Below are 18,292 nucleotides of genomic sequence, written 5' to 3' on the forward strand. Positions count from 1 at the left end.
TTTTGTTATTTCGTTTACACTGAGCATTATTGAAATCAAAATACATTTTGAATGAAAATACCTAGCGTAGCTATCGAAGTGTTGACCTGTTGTATGTTGTCACATCGAGCGGAGTCGAGATGCTTAGATTATTAAAATCATTTAAAGTTTAATATGTAAAACTTCAAAGTACTTCTCGATACAAAATTCTATCGAATTTCACTCGAAGTGACGCTTAGTCAAACCTTTACATTTAAAATTTATAATTCAACATTTATCATTTCAAAACTACTGGTGTCCCAAATGACAACCACAGCCTGGTCTTGAAAAACTTTTAGATTCGTCATGCCACGGAAATGCTCCGTTGTATTTGCTGTTTTCCCAATAGAATTGTGAGCGATTTTTTGCTTCGTTTCCAACTTCGTTCATTGTTTCTGTATCGTACAAACGTCCGTTAATCATGGTGTGCGTAATACTTTCAGTATTTCTAATATTGTCTAAAGGATTTTTATCTAGGATGATTAAATCGGCTAGTTTTCCAACTTTCAACGAACCAATATCGTTTCCTGCGCCAATGTATTCCGCTGGATTGATTGTTGCCGTTTTCAATGCTTCCATTGGCGACATTCCACCTTGTGCCATCATCCAAAGTTCCCAATGCGCGCCGAGTCCTTGCAATTGTCCATGCGCTCCAAGATTCACTTTTACACCTTTATCGGCTAATGCTTTTACCGTTTCAGATGTTAAAATGTGCCCGTTTTTATATTCTTCTTCTGGAATCATGGTACGATGTCTTGAGCGTGCATCAATAATTCCTCTTGGTGTATATTTTAATAGTTTTTCGTTTTCCCAAACATTCGTTTTTTGATACCAATAGTATTCACCGTTGATGCCACCATAATTTACAATTAAAGTTGGCGTGTAGCCAGTTTTACTATTTCCCCACAATTCTAATACATCTTTATATACAGGCGAAACAGGAATGTTGTGTTCTACGCCAGTATGTCCGTCCATAATCATCGTCATGTTGTGATAGAATGTTGATCCGCCTTCTGGAACGACAAAAATTCCTTCTTCACGCGCTGCTTGTAATATTTGTTGACGTTGCTCACGTCGTGGTTGATTGTAGCTTTTTACAGATAAGGCGCCAAATGCTTTTGTACGTCTGATTGATGAACGTGCATCTTCCAAATTGTTGACAACAGCTTTGAAATCGCCATCAGCTCCGTATAAGATAAATCCGGTAGAGTAGAGTCGTGGACCCACTAACGTACCGTTCTTTACTAATTCTGATAATGCAAAAACAGTTTCCGTATTTGCAGATGGATCGTGTGCTGTGGTTACTCCAAACGCTAAGTTTGCGTAGAATTGCCAATGTTTTTGTGTGGTTAATCCATAGCGGAATGCGCCAATGTGTGCGTGCGCATCAACCATTCCGGGCATGATGGTTTTTCCTGTCATGTCGTAGGTTTTCGTTCCGCTTGGAACTCTTACATCAGCCGCTTTTCCAATGGCTTCAATGCGATTGTCTTTTACGAGAATTGTTCCTTTTTCAATTACTTCTTCATTATCCATCGTGATGATTCTCGCATTTAAGAATGCAATTCGTCCACTTGGTTTGTCTGTTTTTAACTTTAGATTGATCTTGATTCCTTCCGTAGTTAATTCAGGAGTTTTTTCGGGTGAACCGTCTAAATAGGTAAATCTATTTTTGATTTCATTTGAAAAGTATTCGTTTCCTAGTGTCCACATCACTTTTTTGCTATTTGCCGACCAATGTAAATTTACACCAGCATCTTTCGCAATTTGAGCCACAGGAAATGCTTTTGTTTTGTTGTCTAAGTTTACCGTTTGACCTGTTACAATCATTGGCGCAACATACGCTTTGTGCAATTGTGAAAAGGCAATCCATTTGTTGTCTGGACTTGGCACCAATCTGTTTGCATATTTTGACGTAAAGTGCGTGCGTTTGTCGTTTCCTTGAAGATTCACGCTGTGTAACGATTTGGTTAGGTTTCCAAAATACGTTCCACCAGTTTGAATGAAAATTCGTGTTCCATCTGCTGAAAAGATAGGATATTCACCTTGTTGCGTAACTAATTTTGAATCGCTGCCATTCGCTTTCATCGTGTAGATTCCAGCATTTTTAGCAAATGTAAATCCTTGATCGCTGTTTCCGCGTTCTTTTCGGTATACGATATGAGTTCCATCTGGAGAAAACGAAGGCGTTCTGTAACTTCCTTTGTCAGAAGTTAGTTGCGAAGAACTTCCACCATTAATAGAAACTTTTCGAACCGAACCTAAGTTTAGATCATTCCAAGTCACATATACAATTTCTTTTCCATCAGGCGAAAAACTAGGCTCTGATTCAAAGTCAGTTCCGTTGGTTACTCTTTTCGGCGTTCCGTTTGGTAAGTTTTTCTTCCATAAATAACCAACTGCATTGAATACAACGGTTTTTCCATCGGGAGAAGTCACTGCTTGTCGAATTACTTTCGCATCAAATGTATCTGGTGAAACAGGCGTATCAAACGAAATCGCTTCTGCAATTTTAATCGTAGCGTTTACCTTGAAAGGAATGTTGGTTACTTTTAAGGAATTGATATCAATTTTGTGAATTTTTCCACCAGCCCAAAACACAATTTCGTTGTTATTCGGCATCCAACTAAAGTTTGGATAGACACCAAATATTGCCCACGCTTCTTGCTGATCTTTGTCTAAAGCATCAAATAAAGGCCATTCTTCGCCCGTTATTAAATCGTGGAGATATAAAACAGATTTTGTACGAACTCTTTTGATGAACGCAAGTTTTTTTCCATCTTTTGATATTTGAGGACGCGATGCGCCACCAGGTCCGCCAGTAACTCGTGTTGTTTTTCCTGTTTGAAAATCGTAGCGTTTGATGACATAGATTTGCTTGTTTGGATCTTTGTTGTATTGAAACGCTCCACCCGAATACATATCTTCACTGTAATATAAGTAGCGACCGTCTGGTGAAACAGAAGGTTCGTTGACGTCTTGTTGTGAGTTTTTCTTTTTCGTTAGTTGCAAACCAGATCCGCCAGTGATGTGATATTGCCACATTTCTCCTGCACCAAGTGATCTTCCAGAGGTAAAGTGCTTTCGGGTAACAAACGAATTTCCATCGGGCATCCACGTAGAGTTGTTTAAGAGGCGAAAACTTTCTTTCGTAATTTGTTTCGCATCAGAACCATCCGCATTCATCACCCAAATGTTATCGCCGCCGCCAGCATCACTTGTAAATAGAATTTTGGAACCATCGGGACTGAAATGTGGTTGTACTTCAAACGGAATTCCTGTGCGTAAAACGTTGGCATTTCCGCCAGAAATTGGCATGCTATAAATATCACCTAACAGATCAAATACAATGGTTTTTCCGTCTGGACTTACGTCCAAATTCATCCATGTACCTTCGGTTGTGGTAAATTTGTGGTCTTTATAATTGAAGTCTCCTTTAGGGTTGGAAACGTCCCATTTTTCAGTTTCTTTTTTGTCTTGTGCAAGCGCACTGCAAACGAAGAATAATCCCAAAAGGATAGAAAGATTGGCTTTTAACATTTGGTTGTTGATTTAGCTTTCTAAATTAGCCAATATAATGTTAATATTTCTTAAAAGAGTGTTAAGGTGTTTCGGGAAAGTCTTAAAAATAGGGCGTCTCTGACATATTGCAACAGATTCTTTTTGGATTGTGAAATTTTATGTTCTTTTTTTATGATTTTGGAGCTTAATTTTAATGATTGTAATTGAGTTTTTAATTTTCTTTTGCTTTGCTCGCACAAAGAAAAGAAACAAAAGAAAGTGCGCTTTTTCCAGAGGTGTTTTTAGCTTTCTCTTCGGAAAGCTAAAACCGCAATCATTTTTCTAAATTTTTTCCAAGGCTTCAAAAATTCTTAACGAAAAATGTTTGCTACACTGCGGAAAAAGAATCCGTAGCGTATTTTTTATCAGGCTTTTTTAATTAGTTTTTCCAGTCTTCTTCTTAAGTTTTCTAAACCAATAAGTCATATAGGCAACTCCAAACACACTTGGTGTGAGCCAACCAGCAATTCCGGGAATGAATTGATTAACGACAATAAACGCTGTTACTGCGGAAATGTATCCGCCGAGCATTTTACCGATGTGCATTTTGAGCCAATCTTTTCGGAGTTTTTTAGGGTTTTTGAACAGCATGAAATCTCTCGTAGCGAATATAATTCCGACCGTTCCAAAAATTGCTAATACAATATTGAGTTTCCCTATTAATAGTAACGGATAGATTATCATGACGATTCCTGTAGCAATCATGGATGCAGAAACAATTTTGTCTATCAATAGTTTTGGATTTGGCTTTTTGAATCGTAATGCGCGATATCCTGTGATGATAAAGTACGAACTAAATAATCCGATGGTGAATAGAAATGGATTTTCATGTTTTGGTAAAACTGCAATGACTAACGCAGACAATGCAGAAAACAACATTGTATAATAAAATACAATTCCTGATTTTTTATGATAGTTTCCACCTTTCTTGGTTATTATCGCAATGAATCCTGCGATGAAGGCAATTCCACCAAGTGTGGCATGTATATAGATCAGGTAAGTTGCAAATGTGTCCATTGAGTTATTTTTATCAAATGTCAATGGTTGTGTATCGTTTAGAAATTTTTCATTACTGAACTGAAGGATTTGATTGCTGAATTGTTTTAGTCAAATACTAAGTTGAAGTTTATTTAGGATAATTTATCCCTAACCAAATCATAAAACTTCCCATAATGATGAGTATTATGATAGAACCATAGAATAATCCCCAACCTATTTTCTTAAAACTATTTTTAGCAAAGAATTTTAATAAAAAACCACAAATCAGACAGATAGTATAAATTGTAATTATTAGACTAAAATCATCTAATAATTTGAAAACCCATAAAATTGAAATGTGAACTATTAGAGTTAATGCAAATGATATTTTAGATATATTAACCATCAATTATTATAAAGTTTTTAGTTTTCTAATTCGTCTCTAATTATTTTATGACTGTTTTTACGCTCTTTTTTAATCCTATCAGATTTATCTTTTGCAGCATGTTCGTTTTTATCAGATTCAAACCAGATATGACTTTCGGTTAATCGAGAACCTTGTTTTATCATAATTCCGTTGTATGGACAATCTTCATATCCACAATTATGCTTTGAGTATTCTCCAAAATTTCGATGTTTAATTTTCTTTTTGGAGAGTATTTTTTCTTGGTTTATTCGAATATCGTCCCAAACTTTTTGTATATCAGCTTGTGTCATTTCTTTTCCAAGTGTCGTTAAGTCAAAATAGGTTTTAGGATCTTTTAGCTGATAAAAGTCGAACGTTTTTCCGAAAATAGTATTTGCGTAATCTCTTATTTCAATTCGGTCATTTAGTGTGAGTTTCTCATTTTCACAAATAGAACGATACATTCCTAAGGTATTAAAGTCAGTATATTTTTTATGGTTGTCTATGAAATGAAAATAGTCACTTTTATTAAGTTGATTGAATTTTTTTTCGATTTTCATTTTTTAGATAAAGTGATGTTTGTGAATGATTTAGTTGCGAAAGGACTAAGATAATAAAAAGAAACAGAGATGATCTTTCAACTCTTTCTGCAATTAGTTTTAGATACTCCAACTAAAGCGTTCTTTGTTTTTAGAAGTTGCACCCAATCTTTTGTAAAACCGAATGGCGTTGGTATTAAAATTAGGCGTTTGCCATTGGATGATAGTACATTCCTCATTTTTAGCATACGCTTTGATTTCTTCCATTAACTGTAACCCTAAACCTTGATTTCTGGTTTTATCTTTCATAAATAAACAGTCCAAATATACATAGTGATTGGCATCCCAAGTGGAAAACTGTTTTATGAATGTTGCATATCCTACAAGTTCTTGGTTTGCTTCCACAACAAGACATTTTACACTATTTTCAGAAATGAACAAGTGTTTTTTTAGCAGTTCTGCTTTTCCATCAGCGTCATAACTAGCTTGTTCAAATTCGGCATGAGCCGCACATAATTCTATAATTTGTGGAATGTCTTCTTTTTTTGCAAATCGAATGTTATAGGTCGTCATTATAGTTTTGTGTTTATATGATCTTCCAAATAGGCGGTATAATTCGGGTTTTCATGTTGTTTTAGTATGTGTTTGATCCAAGAAAGACGTTCAAAATTTATGATTTCAAATTCCCAAATACAAGGAGCAATTCCGTCACCTGAAATAAGTTGAAATTCGATTTCCCCTTTTTTTGGTGTTAAAAAAATGTGTGTATTCATCATGTTTATTCCAACCCACCAATTTATGAGCGAAAAGATGCCTTCGGTACCAGCATGCAGAATTAAGAACCCTATGTTATTATGACTTGCGTCAAAACTATTCTCTTTTTCTAACCAACTTGGAAGCTGTGAGATAGCGTTTTTGTAAAATTCTGGATGATTGAATTCATCTTCTTTTGAAATCGTGTAAACCTTTATTTTCCATTGTGCAATAGTAACAACTTCTACAAATGAAATGGTTCTTGGTTGGTGTTTTTGCATGATTTTCGGTTATCGTTTGGTTTATTGTTTTAATTCAGATTCAATGTCAACCCATTTCACGGACCATTTCGTTTCAGAATTTCCTGTTGTAAAGAACAAAAATTTATTGTCTGGTGTTACATACGGATTTCCTTGTCCGTTTGTATTGATGTCAGCATTCAGTTTTTTAGTGTTATTCCATCCGCCATTTCCGTCACTAAAGCTAATCATCAGTTCAAGTGGATCGCCGATAGCAGCAAAAATTAGGTAATCTTCTTTAGGAGAAATGTAGGGCGTACATCTTCCTGCTTTTGCATTATCTGAAATTGATGTCTTTTCTGCATTACTATAGTTTCCATTTATGAGTGTTGCATGATAAATGTCCATTTCGCTATAATCCAAATTACTCACATGAAAATATAACGTTCCAGCATTTGTAATTGTAGGATGAGAAACTAATTTATTTCGCAAGTTAGGAATGTCTACAAATATTGGTTCTTGCCATTTTCCATTCACTTTGTCCGATTTCCAAATATGCCAAGTTTGTGGTATTCCAGGAATGTTAACTGGGCGTGTTGAGCTAAAATAAAGCGAGTTTCCATCAGGAGAAAAACTCATTCCATGTTCATTGTATTGACTGTCAAAAAAGGCATTCGTTGGTTCTGACCATTTTCCATTGTGCTTTTTAATTACATATACATTGAATTGTTCAAAATTTTGATCAGAAATCGTATAATAGTATGCGTCTAAATCGGGAGAAAATATTCCTTTATGAATTAATTTATTTTCAGGAACCAGCTGTTGTTTAAAATCAATTGGGATATTGTTTGGAACTTCATTCACTAAAAATTTAGTTTTAGGATTCTCACAACTCATAATCACTGCAGTTAAAAGTAATATTGTTAATCGTTTTTTCATTCATCTAATTAATATCAACATACAGAATCCCGCATATTTTTAGTTTGGCTATCGTTAAAAACCGAAGCTAACAGTTTCTTAACTAAAAACCAAAATCATTCGGAGTGTTTTTGTATAATTCTAATTGACTAAACATTAGGGTGTTTTTACCCTTGAAAATCTATCATAAAGCGGCTACTTTTATACATAAATTGAAATAGGTATGAAGTCAATAAATAAAACGTTCGTGAAATGGAGCATTACTATTATAATATGCTGCTTATTTTCATCTTGTTATAGTGTGCGATTAAAGAATGTATATGGAGATCCAATGCCAGATCCTGTAAGTGATAGAACTGATTTTTATCGCATGCAAAAAGTACAGGAAATAGATACTGTAATCACGATTAAAGTAACCGATAAAGATTTTACAATGTTGCTCAAAGAATGCGGAACTGCTGGAATTCATACCGTAGAATATAGAAATACGTTTGGTGGCGTTTTGTTAAGTGCCGTAACGTTTGGACGAAAGCGAAGAGTTCGCGTGAAATATGTATGTATGAAACCTACTAATTAAAGAATCATGGCAAAGACAACTCCGTACGCAAAAAGTTCTTGGGACACGTTACATAATAATGGACCTTTTCCATTGAAAACATTGTATGTAACCGAATTGGCAGGTTCAGCAAATATGTTTTCTAAATACGATCGATATAATGATGCTGCACTAGAAATTCAACGATTAATTCGAGAAGCAGCTGACAGAAACGAAGGTTTTAGACCGTATGGTTCTAGTTGGTCGTTATCGCATATTGCGCATCAAAAAGATAATATGCATTACAATGGATTTATGAGTATTCATATTCCAATTCCACCAGCATTGACACATGAAAACTCAAGCTATGCCAACGAAAACCTGTTCTTTTTTGAATGTGGAAATACCATTAAGCGAATTTCAGAAGTATTAGGTTCGCACGGAAAATCCTTAAAAACAAGTGGCGCAAGTAACGGACAAACCATCGCTGGTTGTATCTCTACAGGTGTGCATGGTTCGGCGTTAAATGTTGGGTCTGTGCAAGATTATGTAGTAGGAATCAATTTGATTGTGGGCGACAAACCAACCGATATTGTCTATTTAGAACGACACACAAAACCTGCGCTGAATGATGATTTTGCGAAAAAGATCCACGCAACTGTGATCAGAAATGATCATTTGTTTAATGCTGCTTTGGTAGGATTGGGCGCGTTTGGATTTATTCACGGTGTTGTGATTGAAGCGGAAGATCGTTTTCTATTAAAAAGATATGTCAAAAAAATAAAGAAAGAAACTGCGTTAGCATTAGCAGATACGATGGATTTTGAGAATTCTACCTTCAAGATTGATGGTGAAGTTGACGAAAACGGCAAGCCATTGCGTCCGTATCACTACAAAGTATTCATCAATCCGTATACAAATGAAGACGAATATGTAATTGAAATTATGTATAAAAAACCATACGCAATTCCGTATCCTGATCCGTTTCCAGTGATCAAAACATCACTCTATAAAGATTTAATTTATTTGCTCATTAAACTATCAGAGAAGTTTCCGAAAAGCATTCCGTGGTTCATCAAGCAATTGCGAAAAACCATTCTTCCCGAAGTGAATGAAGAAACTTTAGGAACGCTATATGAAACCTTTTGGGACGCACCTTATCAAGGTCCAGCGTTTGCTTGTTCAGTAGGAATTCATCACAAAGATTCATCCAAAGCCTATAAAGTGTTGGAAAAAATGACACAAGATGAAGGACCAATTCCAGGGATTTTTGCCATGCGATTTGTCAAGCAAACCGAAGCAACTTTAGGATTTACAAAGTTTCCAATTACCTGTATGTTAGAGATTGATGGTGTTTTATGGGAAAAGTCTAGGAAAATCATGAGTTTGACCGAATATTCCAGACGCATGATAGAGGTATTACAGGAAAACAACATTCCGTTTACAATTCATTGGGGGAAAAATTCTGATTGGAAGTTTCCAAACCTTGCCACGCACATGTTTGGAGATAAAGTAACCGAATGGAAAAAGTATCGTAACGGACTATTATCGACAGAGATGCAACAAGTATTTTCAAATGGTTTTCTAGAAGATGTAAACCTGAATACACCAAACGATACCAACGATGATGACTTGATTGTGTCATTATAATCGTTAAATGTTTCGCAAGGAAGTTGTAAAACAATATATAATTTGATAATTTTAAGAAGTTAACAAGTACTGAATTGAGTTACGTACATCATTTTTTTGAATCACATCCTGTGCATACACCAAGTATTCACCCGGAAGAAGTAGCCAAATTTAACGCTGCGGGATTGGAGTTGTCAGATTATTATTTGGCATATCAAAATTACAGTGTATTGCAAAATCCGTTTCGAAAATTCCCTTATTATTCGGCGGTTAATGTAGATGGAACATGTTTCCATAAACTAAAAAGAGATACAATTTTTGAAGGAAGCGAACGCTGGGAAAAAGACGCACGTATTCCTGAAGAAACACAATGGGGAAAAGCATTGTATGATGCCGAAAAGTATGACTTTGACAAAGGTCACATGGCAAAACGAGAAGATGTACAATGGGGAACAGATGTTGAAGCAGCAAGACTGGCAGCAAAATCAACATTCTACTACACCAATGCAATTCCGCAAGTAAGTAAACTAAATAGAGGTGTTTGGAAAAGCATCGAGAATTATATTTTGCATCATGAAGCTGTAAAAGACAGTATGAAAATTTGTTTGTTCAGCGGTCCGGCTTTTAGAGAAGACGATCCTGAATTTTTAAAAACGGTCAATGATGAAAAAGTACGATTGCCGTATCTTTTTTGGAAAGTTGTGTATTATGTACATAACAATGAATTGCACAGAGCAGGTTTTTTAACAAGTCAAAAACGCTTGATGCAAAAAAAACGAATTGTAAAACCCGTAAGCCGATCAGAAGGTGCACGATCAACACAATTCAATTCGTTTAAAGATGCAGAAACCTATCAGGTAAATGTATCATTCATTGAACAAATCAGTCAGTTGACATTTGAAGCTGCCGCAGAAACGTTTCAAAGTGATGCTCCTGAAAAAATTATTCTTTCGCGTGTCAACGTTCGCAATAGTAGCGGAAATGAAAGCGTAAACATGGAAGAAATTGTAAAAAATATGAACTTAAAATTATAACACCATTTCAGATATAGTTAAAATATTATTCATAAAAGCAAATCCCGTCGATAGTGATGCACTCCGATTAGACGTGGAAGAAAACGCTATTCGTGAAGTTTTAGGCGGAAGTGATAAAAAAGAATTGTTTGTTTTTGAATCAAGAGGCGCAGTGACAAAAGATCTTTTGATTGATCATTTACTGAAAATTAAACCGAATATTTTGCACATTTCCGGACACGGAAATTCAGATGAACAATTGCTATTAGAAGATGTAGAAGGTTACAAAGAAGAAGTTTCCATTCAAAAACTATCCGACTTGTTATCTGGCTTTTTAGATCATATCGATTGTGTGTTTCTCAACACATGTCACAGCTTGTCAGGTATTGATAGTTTTAATAAAAACATTCCGTATATCATCGGAATGAATAAAGAAATTCCAGATGATGTTGCAATCGATTTCTCGAAGAATTTTTACAATGTATTGTTTAATGGACGCGACATAAAAGATGCGTTTAAAATAGCATTAGCAACGATTGCATTGACTGAAACAGGCGACGAATACATTCCAAAACTTATTGTCAATAAAGAAGCCGTTGCAGCAGATAAAGAAAGACAAGCCGGAGAAGCCGAAGACGAAATTGACGAATTGGCAAGTACGATTATTTCAGAAGAGGAAATTATAGTTGCGAAAAGCGGCTATGAAAAAAGTGTTAGTTTTTATTATAAATTAATATACGCAGCTATCGGAATTAGTGTTGTATTGGTTGTTTTTCTGTTTGTACAAAACGATCAAGATGTGCTCGCTTCCTTAACAGGTTTTATTCCAAGTGCATTTAGCAGCTATCCTTTTTTAGAAATCCAGAAAAAGAAAAACAGACTTACACTCATTAAGTTATTTGAATTGAAAAGAAATCGTTTAATGAATGCTTTATCGAGACTTTCAGACAGCGAACGAAGAGAATTGAATGATGAATTTATGAGATTAATTATTATTTAAAAAACACAACTCGAATGAGTCCAATAAAGCCACAAAAAACCATAGAAGCAACGATCGCTGAAGTTCAAAAGAGAGACAAGCGATACAATTACATCACTTTGATTGTTTCTATGGTGGTGATTGCTTTGATTTCTTCGTTAATTATTTATTCGCAGCACGAAAAGAATAAAGCGAATGAAGAAGTGATTCAACAGTATAAAATGGAATTGATTGAAAATGTGCGTCTTAGAGAGCAAGATTCGTTACGAACCGATTCCATTACAAGGTTGGTTACAACACTTCGTAAAGAATTAGCGATTATTGAACGAGACTTGAATGACAATAATACACCAAGAAATGACAGAGCTACTGCGTTGGCAAATGTGAATTTAGCACAAGATAAATTAAACCGAATTACCAATAACATCAGCGACAATACAATTGTTCGGTATTACAAGCGCAAAGCTGACGGTTCTATAATTGAACGCTTGATTCAATCCATGAAAGATCCTAGCTTTCGCTTAAACATAAAACAAGTAGCAAATGATGATGGAAGACAAAAAGTAAATACCATTCACTATGGTAAAAATGTCGATAAAAAAGAAGTTTACTATTTGGTAAAACGATTGTTGGATATTGGCATAAAAATTAAAAATGTTTCACTATTTAAAGAAGCTGACGGCTACGCAGGGAAAGATGGAAGTATCGAAATTGGCTATGAAAGTACGGATAAAGTTGCCATTGTTACACAAAATGAAATTGTTAAATACAATGTGAAAAATGAAAGGGTAAATTATTACGTACGTTTCTATTCATACAACCCGAATGAAACGACAAAAAAGATCTTAGCAAGATACATTCAACGCGCAAATTACAAACTAAAGATATATCCAAATTGGAAAGAAAAGCCTAGTTTCTTTGCCAAGGTTCCAACCATTTTTTATTACAATAGCAGCAGTAAAGCTAAGGCAGTAGCATTAAAAAAGGAATTGGACGGAAAAGTGAGAGGTCTTACTTTTAAGATAGCACGTGGAAACGGTTATGGAATTAGTAAGGAAGAGCAGAAGAATACGCTTGTGGTTCATTATATGCAATGAAATAAGATTTAATACTTTTTTAAAGTTTTTTATAGGTATATGTTTTAGATTGAAAATGAGGAGATTTAATTGATTTTAATATTCCGTTTCTGAAAGAAAATGTATAGTTTTCTTTTTTAGATATCGTTTTAGGTTTGCTATTTATGCTGATTGAAATGCTATTGGAACTTATCTCAACAGCTCTATTTTCAGTATGATTTCCTTCATTTGTTGTATATTCAATTTGAATCATAGCGGATTCATTTTCATTATGAATACTGAGTTTATTTTCAAATGCTATAATTCCGTTTTTATCTGTTTTTTTAGTTTGTTTATTTCCAGCAAACGAATACGTAACTTCAAATCCAATAATAGGCTTTCTAAAATTATTTTTTACATCAATTAAAACGATGCTTCGAGATGCATCAGTAACTTTTTCAGTATAAGTTGTTGCACTTTCAAGCTGTGAATACTGATTATGGAGTATAAGAATATCATTTTTCAATTCCCATTTACCTTTAATATCACGCCATGTCCAACAGCTATCTCCACGTGATAAATATTTATAAGTTCCATCAAATTTTAATTCTAAAGTATCAAACGATGTCTTACTATCAATTCTATACGTTCCAATAATATTAGTTGTAGTTATATTAAAAATAAAAAATAAACAGAGTACAGATAGTATTTTCATTTTTTGACTTTGGTATAAAATGTTTTTTTAACGAATAAATAATACAGCCGTGTTCGTCATTTTAAGTTATTAAACGTCATGCGTCATTAACAACATAATCTAATAGAATTTCCGCAAGTTCTTTGTCGGTTAGCTTCTTGTTTTTTTTAGAATCTTCTATAAAATCAAGAAAATAGTAGAAGTCTATGAGATTGTAGTATTTGATATTTTCGACTTCATATTCTTGCAAACCTTCTGTTTTTTCAATTTCAAAAAAAGCTAAGTTATTTTCAATATTGAATGGTTTTTGCATGTATATTTCAATAACCTCAGATTCAGTGTTTAATGAATAGGTTTTGAAAAATTCCTTTTGATTTCCATCGAATCTAAAATAATTGATCAATTCCGTAAGTGTCATATTTATGCTTGTTGACTAATAATTTTTTAGTGACTACCAAGTATCTCTACTCTTTATATTTTCAGCACACAACCGAATGATTTCCGTAATTCGCTTCTCGCGCGTTGCTTCTCGTTTTGCTTGATTGAGCCAATACAAATAACTTTTTCGGTATGACGGACTAAAATTTTGATAGTTTTCATACGCTATTGGATGGTTGTCAAACGCTTCTTGCAAAGCTTTTGGGATAATTAAATTTTCAACATCATCCAACGCTGTCCACGAACCATTTTTGATGGCTTCAATCATTTTCAAAGAACCACTTTCGTGCATTTTATTCTCAGCAATCAATTCTACAATGTAGGTTTTGTTGAGTTTGCTCCATACACTTTTTGGGTTGCGTTGACAGAAATATTGACGTCTGCGTTCGTCATCTAGTTTTTTGACGGTGCTATCAATCCAACCGAAACACAAAGCTTCTTTTACGGCTTCTTCCCAGCGCATACTTTCTTTAGCGCTGCTTACTTTATAAAAGATGAGGTAGACACCTTTAGACGTGTGATGATTTTCTTCCAACCATACACGCCATTCCGTAGCATTTTTAAAGTATAATTCTTCGCGTTCTTGCATAAATTAAAGTCAGTTTGACAAAACTTCTTATTGATAAAATTTTGAAAATCTTGAAACTATCTTGAGTTATAAACTAACTAAGTAGTTTTTTATTTTAGTTCGTATCATTTCTATTTTAAATTAAAGAACTCATGAATCTTCGATTTCTTTTACTTTGCTCGCACAAAGAAAAGAAACAAAAGAAAGTGCGCTTTTTCCAGAGGTGTTTTTAGCTTTCTATTCTGAAAGCTAAAACCGCAATTATTTTTCTAAATTTTCTCCAAGGCTTCAAAAATTTTTAACGAAAAATAATTACTACACTTCGGAAAAAGAAAAGCGTCTCTCTATTTTGATATTTAATACACATTCGTACTATCTAAAGGTTTTCGCAGGGAAAACAATTAAACTTTCATGACCATTTTCACCAACGGTAGCAATTCCGAAATAATAATTATCAATCACAATTCCATTCAACGTAAATTCAGTTACATCGCCAACAAATCGAGAATGCTGCCATTGTGGAGCTGTGGTATCTCGCCAATAAATTTTATACCCAACTATATTTTTATCTTCTGATTTCTTCCAACGAAATTTAGCGCTTGGTTCTACAATTCCACCAATTTCTACATTTTGCGGCGGTAATGGCGACCAAGCCAAACTTGCCAAGTTGATAGCATTTACTGCGGTTAATTTCTTCGCATACGGGAAATTTACACCTTCAATTACGTCACCATATTTAATGCCGTTTTCTTCACGAATATCTTGATGCTGGCGATTGTAATTTTCATGTGCTTCCATAATTCGGATGCCGGCAAAACCTAAATCGTTAAACGGTCTGTGATGTCCGCCACGTCCAAAACGGTCTAGTCTGTAAATCAGCATCGGGTTCATTTCAGGCATATAGGTTTTTACTTGTTTGTGCACATAACGCGCTAACTGTCGTGAAATTCCATCAACTTCACCACCATAAAAACGACGCGATCTGCGTTGACGCTCAGTTTCGTTTGCAGGAACTGGTTCAGAGAAAATTCGGAACGAACGATTATCAATCACACCATCAACACCTTCAATATTTCCGATCATGTCATTATTTAAAACACCAATAATGTCCCAACCTTTTTCTTTTGCATATTTCGCCAAACCTTGTCCGCCAAACAAACCTTGTTCTTCACCTGAAAGCCCAACGTAAATAATACTATTTTCAAATTTATATTTCGATAAAACTCTCGCTGCTTCAATCGTTCCTGCCATTCCAGAAGCATTGTCGTTCGCGCCTGGCGCATCTGTGGTAAAATCCATGGTGTCGCTTGCGCGCGAATCAATATCGCCACTCATAATGATGTAGCGGTTTGGATATTTTGTTCCTTTCTGAATCGCAATCACATTTACAACCCAAGCGTCTTTTGGCACCCGACGATTTCCTTCTTTTGTTACAAAATCTTTCTGATAGAACACATCTAAACAGTTATTACAATCCTTAGAAGTTTTGTCAAATTCGGCTTTAATCCAGCGTCTTGCAGCACCAATTCCACGCGTTTCCGAAATGGTATCACTAAATGTATTTCGCGTTCCGAAATTTGCCAATGTTTTGATGTCATTTTCAATTCGATCAGCCGAAACAGCTTCTATAATATCGTACAAACGCGAATCGGTTTGTGATAGCGCAAAAGCAACTGAAAAGAGTAGGATTGTAGTGATAATTTTCTTCATGAGGATATGGTATGAGTTGTGGTTTTTGATTTGTTTATTTTTTGGTATAATTAAACGGAACAATTACTGTATTGCCTTCTTTTTGTTTAATAGCAACATAGACAATCATATTATTTTCATCGATTTGTTCGAACGTCATTCCTTCAAAAATAGCTTTTGTTTTGGTAACTCTGATCAAAGGAAAATCGACCGTTTCATCTTTTGTTTCCCAACCTTTAAGATCGTTCCCAAAATGTTTCAATCGTAAAATGAGCGAATTGTTTTCTTCAACAATCGTTTCTATTTCGTAGAACTGAACTTTTCCGTTTGCCACAAGCTTAAAAGTTGCCATCATAGATCCGCCCGAAGGTTCGCTCCAGTTTTCTTCTGTAATTCCACCAAATGCTTCACCTTTCCAGTTTCCAGCAATCCAACGAATATTTTCAAGTTTCGGTTCAAGTGCCGTTTCAAGTTCACCAACAATGACCAATCTGTTATTCGATTTATTGACTGTAATTCGTGTAATATTATCAAAATTTTCTTTGTCGAATAGTTTGATGATTTTCCACTCTGTATCTTTTTTAGGATCTAATCGGTACAATGCTTTTCCTTTTCCCATCAGAATAGAACCATCATTCAGCCAACACATATCTTCTACATTTGGAACTGTATTCGTGATTCTTCTGACTTCTCCTGTTGTTGTGTTTAAGGAACGAATTTCCCAAGCATCATTTTTCTTACTGATGTAACTGACCAAATTTGTGTTTGGAATATTGTGTAACGAACGTCCAATATTGGTGTCAACTGTGATGTGTGTATTTTTCTTGAAATTGGAAACGACCAATTTATGTGGTTCGCCCAACACAAAGGAAACTAATACATTTCTGGAATTCCATACATGATAACCAATGACTAAATCTTTCAGCATGGCTTTACTTTTTCCGCTTCGGTAACGATATAAGTATTGTAAACCTGTAGTGTCCAATCGGATAGCAGAAATATCTTTGGTTGTTGGAATGCTTGTTGGCGAATATTCACTTCCTTGTTTGGTATCGGTTAACCATTTTTTTCTACCAGTTCCTGTAGTGTACGAAAGAATATCTGTTTGTTTATTTCGCGTCGACGCGAATAAAATCGTGTTTTCATATTGAAATGAAGGCTGATTGTCATAGCCTTCGTTATTGGAAATGTTTTTTCCGTTGGAGATTTCTAATTGATTTCCGTCTACTTTTAAATCAAACAAAAATAGTTCTGTATTTGGTTGACATATCGCGATAAGCGGAAATATAACTACTAATAATTGCAGGAATCTTTTCATATAGGTTGATTAGTTTGATGATTGAAAGTTACGCAATTTTGAAAAGATGGTTTGTATACGTGTGATTTTTTAACAAAACGACGGTTTGTTGTTGATTGTGATGTATCGGTTATTTAAGATTTAAAACTTTTTCATTTTATATTTATCGTTTTACATTTTAAATTAACTTTTCTCCTAAACTTATATGTCACATCGAGCGCAGTCGAGATGAACTCCTAAACTAAAATCATCAACTTCTATAATTTCGCCTGAAGGTAAATCGTCCAGCAAAATAGTTCCAATCCGAATCCGCATCAAGCGTAAGGTCGGAAATCCAACTTTTGCCGTCATTTTTCGTACTTGGCGAAACTTTCCTTCGCTCAACGTGATGGAAATCCAACTGGTAGGTCCATGACGTTCATCGCGCAGTTTTTTGGTACGTGCTTTAAAATTTGGCGCAGGATTTAGTATAGAAGCTTCACACGGCAAGGTTTGGTATTTTTTACCATGAATACCAATTTCGACTCCAGTTTTTAGTTGATTAACAGCTGCTGGTGTAATGTCACCATCAACCTGAACATAGTATTTTTTTTCAACTTTTTTACTGCGAACTTGCTCGCTCATCATTCCGTCAGTTGTCAGAAAAAGCAAACCTTCTGAGTCTTCATCTAAGCGTCCAATTGCCATAATTCCTTCTGGGAAATCATGCAATTCTCCCAACAGTTTTTTGTTTTTTCGCTTGCTTTGATTGTTGACAAATTGCGAAAGATATCCAAAAGGTTTGTGGATGATGAAATGGCGGTGTTTGGTCATTAGGGAATATGATAGCGGTTACTTAATGCAATTTTCATTAGATTTTTCAGCTTTTATTTTCTAAAAAAAGATCATTAAAAGTAGTCAAAATAGCTTGTTTTATGAACTATTTTGAATATTATGTTCTAATACCAAATCAACTTCAAAATGACTGATTAAATTCATTTCTA

General features: G+C 34.8%; 17 protein-coding genes. 5 read left to right on the forward strand and 12 right to left on the reverse strand.

What is annotated here, in order from left to right; translation table 11 throughout:
- Positions 1–267 precede the first annotated feature (267 nt).
- The 6 genes from H2O64_RS04200 to H2O64_RS04225 form a co-directional block, all read right to left on the reverse strand.
- A complete protein-coding gene (locus tag H2O64_RS04200; RefSeq protein WP_187560893.1) occupies positions 268–3,558 on the reverse strand; it encodes an amidohydrolase family protein in 3,291 nt (1,096 codons plus the stop codon).
- A 396-nt stretch (positions 3,559–3,954) separates the two neighbouring features.
- Positions 3,955–4,596, reverse strand: coding sequence for a DUF2306 domain-containing protein (locus H2O64_RS04205; protein WP_187560894.1), 642 nt, complete (start codon positions 4,594–4,596; stop codon positions 3,955–3,957).
- A gap of 384 nt (positions 4,597–4,980) precedes the next feature.
- Entirely contained in the window at positions 4,981–5,523 is a 543-nt protein-coding gene (locus H2O64_RS04210; RefSeq protein WP_187560895.1) for a hypothetical protein, read from the reverse strand.
- Between the two features lie 99 nt (positions 5,524–5,622).
- Positions 5,623–6,075, reverse strand: coding sequence for a GNAT family N-acetyltransferase (locus H2O64_RS04215; RefSeq protein ID WP_187560896.1), 453 nt, complete (start codon positions 6,073–6,075; stop codon positions 5,623–5,625).
- Positions 6,075–6,536, reverse strand: coding sequence for a hypothetical protein (locus H2O64_RS04220; protein ID WP_187560897.1), 462 nt, complete (start codon positions 6,534–6,536; stop codon positions 6,075–6,077). The genes H2O64_RS04215 and H2O64_RS04220 overlap by 1 nt, the downstream gene beginning before the upstream one ends.
- 21 nt (positions 6,537–6,557) lie before the next feature.
- Positions 6,558–7,433 carry a TolB-like translocation protein gene (locus tag H2O64_RS04225; RefSeq protein WP_187560898.1) on the reverse strand — a complete coding sequence of 292 codons (876 nt, stop codon included), beginning with the start codon at positions 7,431–7,433 and terminating at the stop codon, positions 6,558–6,560.
- Between the two features lie 202 nt (positions 7,434–7,635).
- Between H2O64_RS04225 and H2O64_RS04230 the strand changes: the two genes are divergently transcribed.
- The 5 genes from H2O64_RS04230 to H2O64_RS04250 all read left to right on the forward strand — a co-directional run bounded on the left by H2O64_RS04230 (position 7,636) and on the right by H2O64_RS04250 (position 12,665).
- Positions 7,636–7,989, forward strand: coding sequence for a hypothetical protein (locus H2O64_RS04230; protein WP_187560899.1), 354 nt, complete (start codon positions 7,636–7,638; stop codon positions 7,987–7,989).
- A gap of 6 nt (positions 7,990–7,995) precedes the next feature.
- Complete coding sequence (locus H2O64_RS04235; RefSeq protein WP_187560900.1) at positions 7,996–9,597, forward strand: FAD-linked oxidase; 1,602 nt, start codon at positions 7,996–7,998, stop codon at positions 9,595–9,597.
- Positions 9,598–9,671: 74 nt separating this feature from the next.
- On the forward strand, positions 9,672–10,610 hold the full coding sequence (locus H2O64_RS04240; protein ID WP_187560901.1) for a DNA/RNA non-specific endonuclease: 939 nt from the start codon (positions 9,672–9,674) through the stop codon (positions 10,608–10,610).
- Between the two features lie 73 nt (positions 10,611–10,683).
- Positions 10,684–11,589, forward strand: a complete 906-nt coding sequence (locus H2O64_RS04245; RefSeq protein ID WP_187560902.1) for a CHAT domain-containing protein — start codon at positions 10,684–10,686, stop codon at positions 11,587–11,589.
- Between the two features lie 14 nt (positions 11,590–11,603).
- Positions 11,604–12,665 (forward strand): hypothetical protein, encoded by a 1,062-nt coding sequence (locus H2O64_RS04250; RefSeq protein WP_187560903.1) that lies wholly within the window; start codon positions 11,604–11,606, stop codon positions 12,663–12,665.
- 19 nt (positions 12,666–12,684) lie between these two features.
- Here the strand turns inward: H2O64_RS04250 and H2O64_RS04255 are convergent, their stop codons facing one another.
- The 6 genes from H2O64_RS04255 to H2O64_RS04280 all read right to left on the reverse strand — a co-directional run bounded on the left by H2O64_RS04255 (position 12,685) and on the right by H2O64_RS04280 (position 18,122).
- Complete coding sequence (locus H2O64_RS04255) at positions 12,685–13,338, reverse strand: hypothetical protein (RefSeq protein ID WP_187560904.1); 654 nt, start codon at positions 13,336–13,338, stop codon at positions 12,685–12,687.
- A gap of 76 nt (positions 13,339–13,414) precedes the next feature.
- Entirely contained in the window at positions 13,415–13,735 is a 321-nt protein-coding gene (locus H2O64_RS04260) for a hypothetical protein (RefSeq protein ID WP_187560905.1), read from the reverse strand.
- A gap of 33 nt (positions 13,736–13,768) precedes the next feature.
- Entirely contained in the window at positions 13,769–14,344 is a 576-nt protein-coding gene (locus H2O64_RS04265) for a YdeI/OmpD-associated family protein (RefSeq protein ID WP_187560906.1), read from the reverse strand.
- A gap of 351 nt (positions 14,345–14,695) precedes the next feature.
- On the reverse strand, positions 14,696–16,033 hold the full coding sequence (locus tag H2O64_RS04270) for a M28 family peptidase (RefSeq protein ID WP_187560907.1): 1,338 nt from the start codon (positions 16,031–16,033) through the stop codon (positions 14,696–14,698).
- A gap of 34 nt (positions 16,034–16,067) precedes the next feature.
- The gene (locus H2O64_RS04275) at positions 16,068–17,330 is read right to left on the reverse strand and encodes a DUF6265 family protein (RefSeq protein ID WP_187560908.1); all 1,263 of its coding nucleotides are present in this window, start codon (positions 17,328–17,330) and stop codon (positions 16,068–16,070) included.
- Positions 17,331–17,510: 180 nt separating this feature from the next.
- On the reverse strand, positions 17,511–18,122 hold the full coding sequence (locus H2O64_RS04280) for a pseudouridine synthase (RefSeq protein ID WP_187560909.1): 612 nt from the start codon (positions 18,120–18,122) through the stop codon (positions 17,511–17,513).
- Positions 18,123–18,292: the final 170 nt, after the last annotated feature.

This window comes from Kordia aestuariivivens, assembly GCF_014397005.1.
In the GTDB taxonomy this organism is placed as follows: domain Bacteria; phylum Bacteroidota; class Bacteroidia; order Flavobacteriales; family Flavobacteriaceae; genus Kordia; species Kordia aestuariivivens.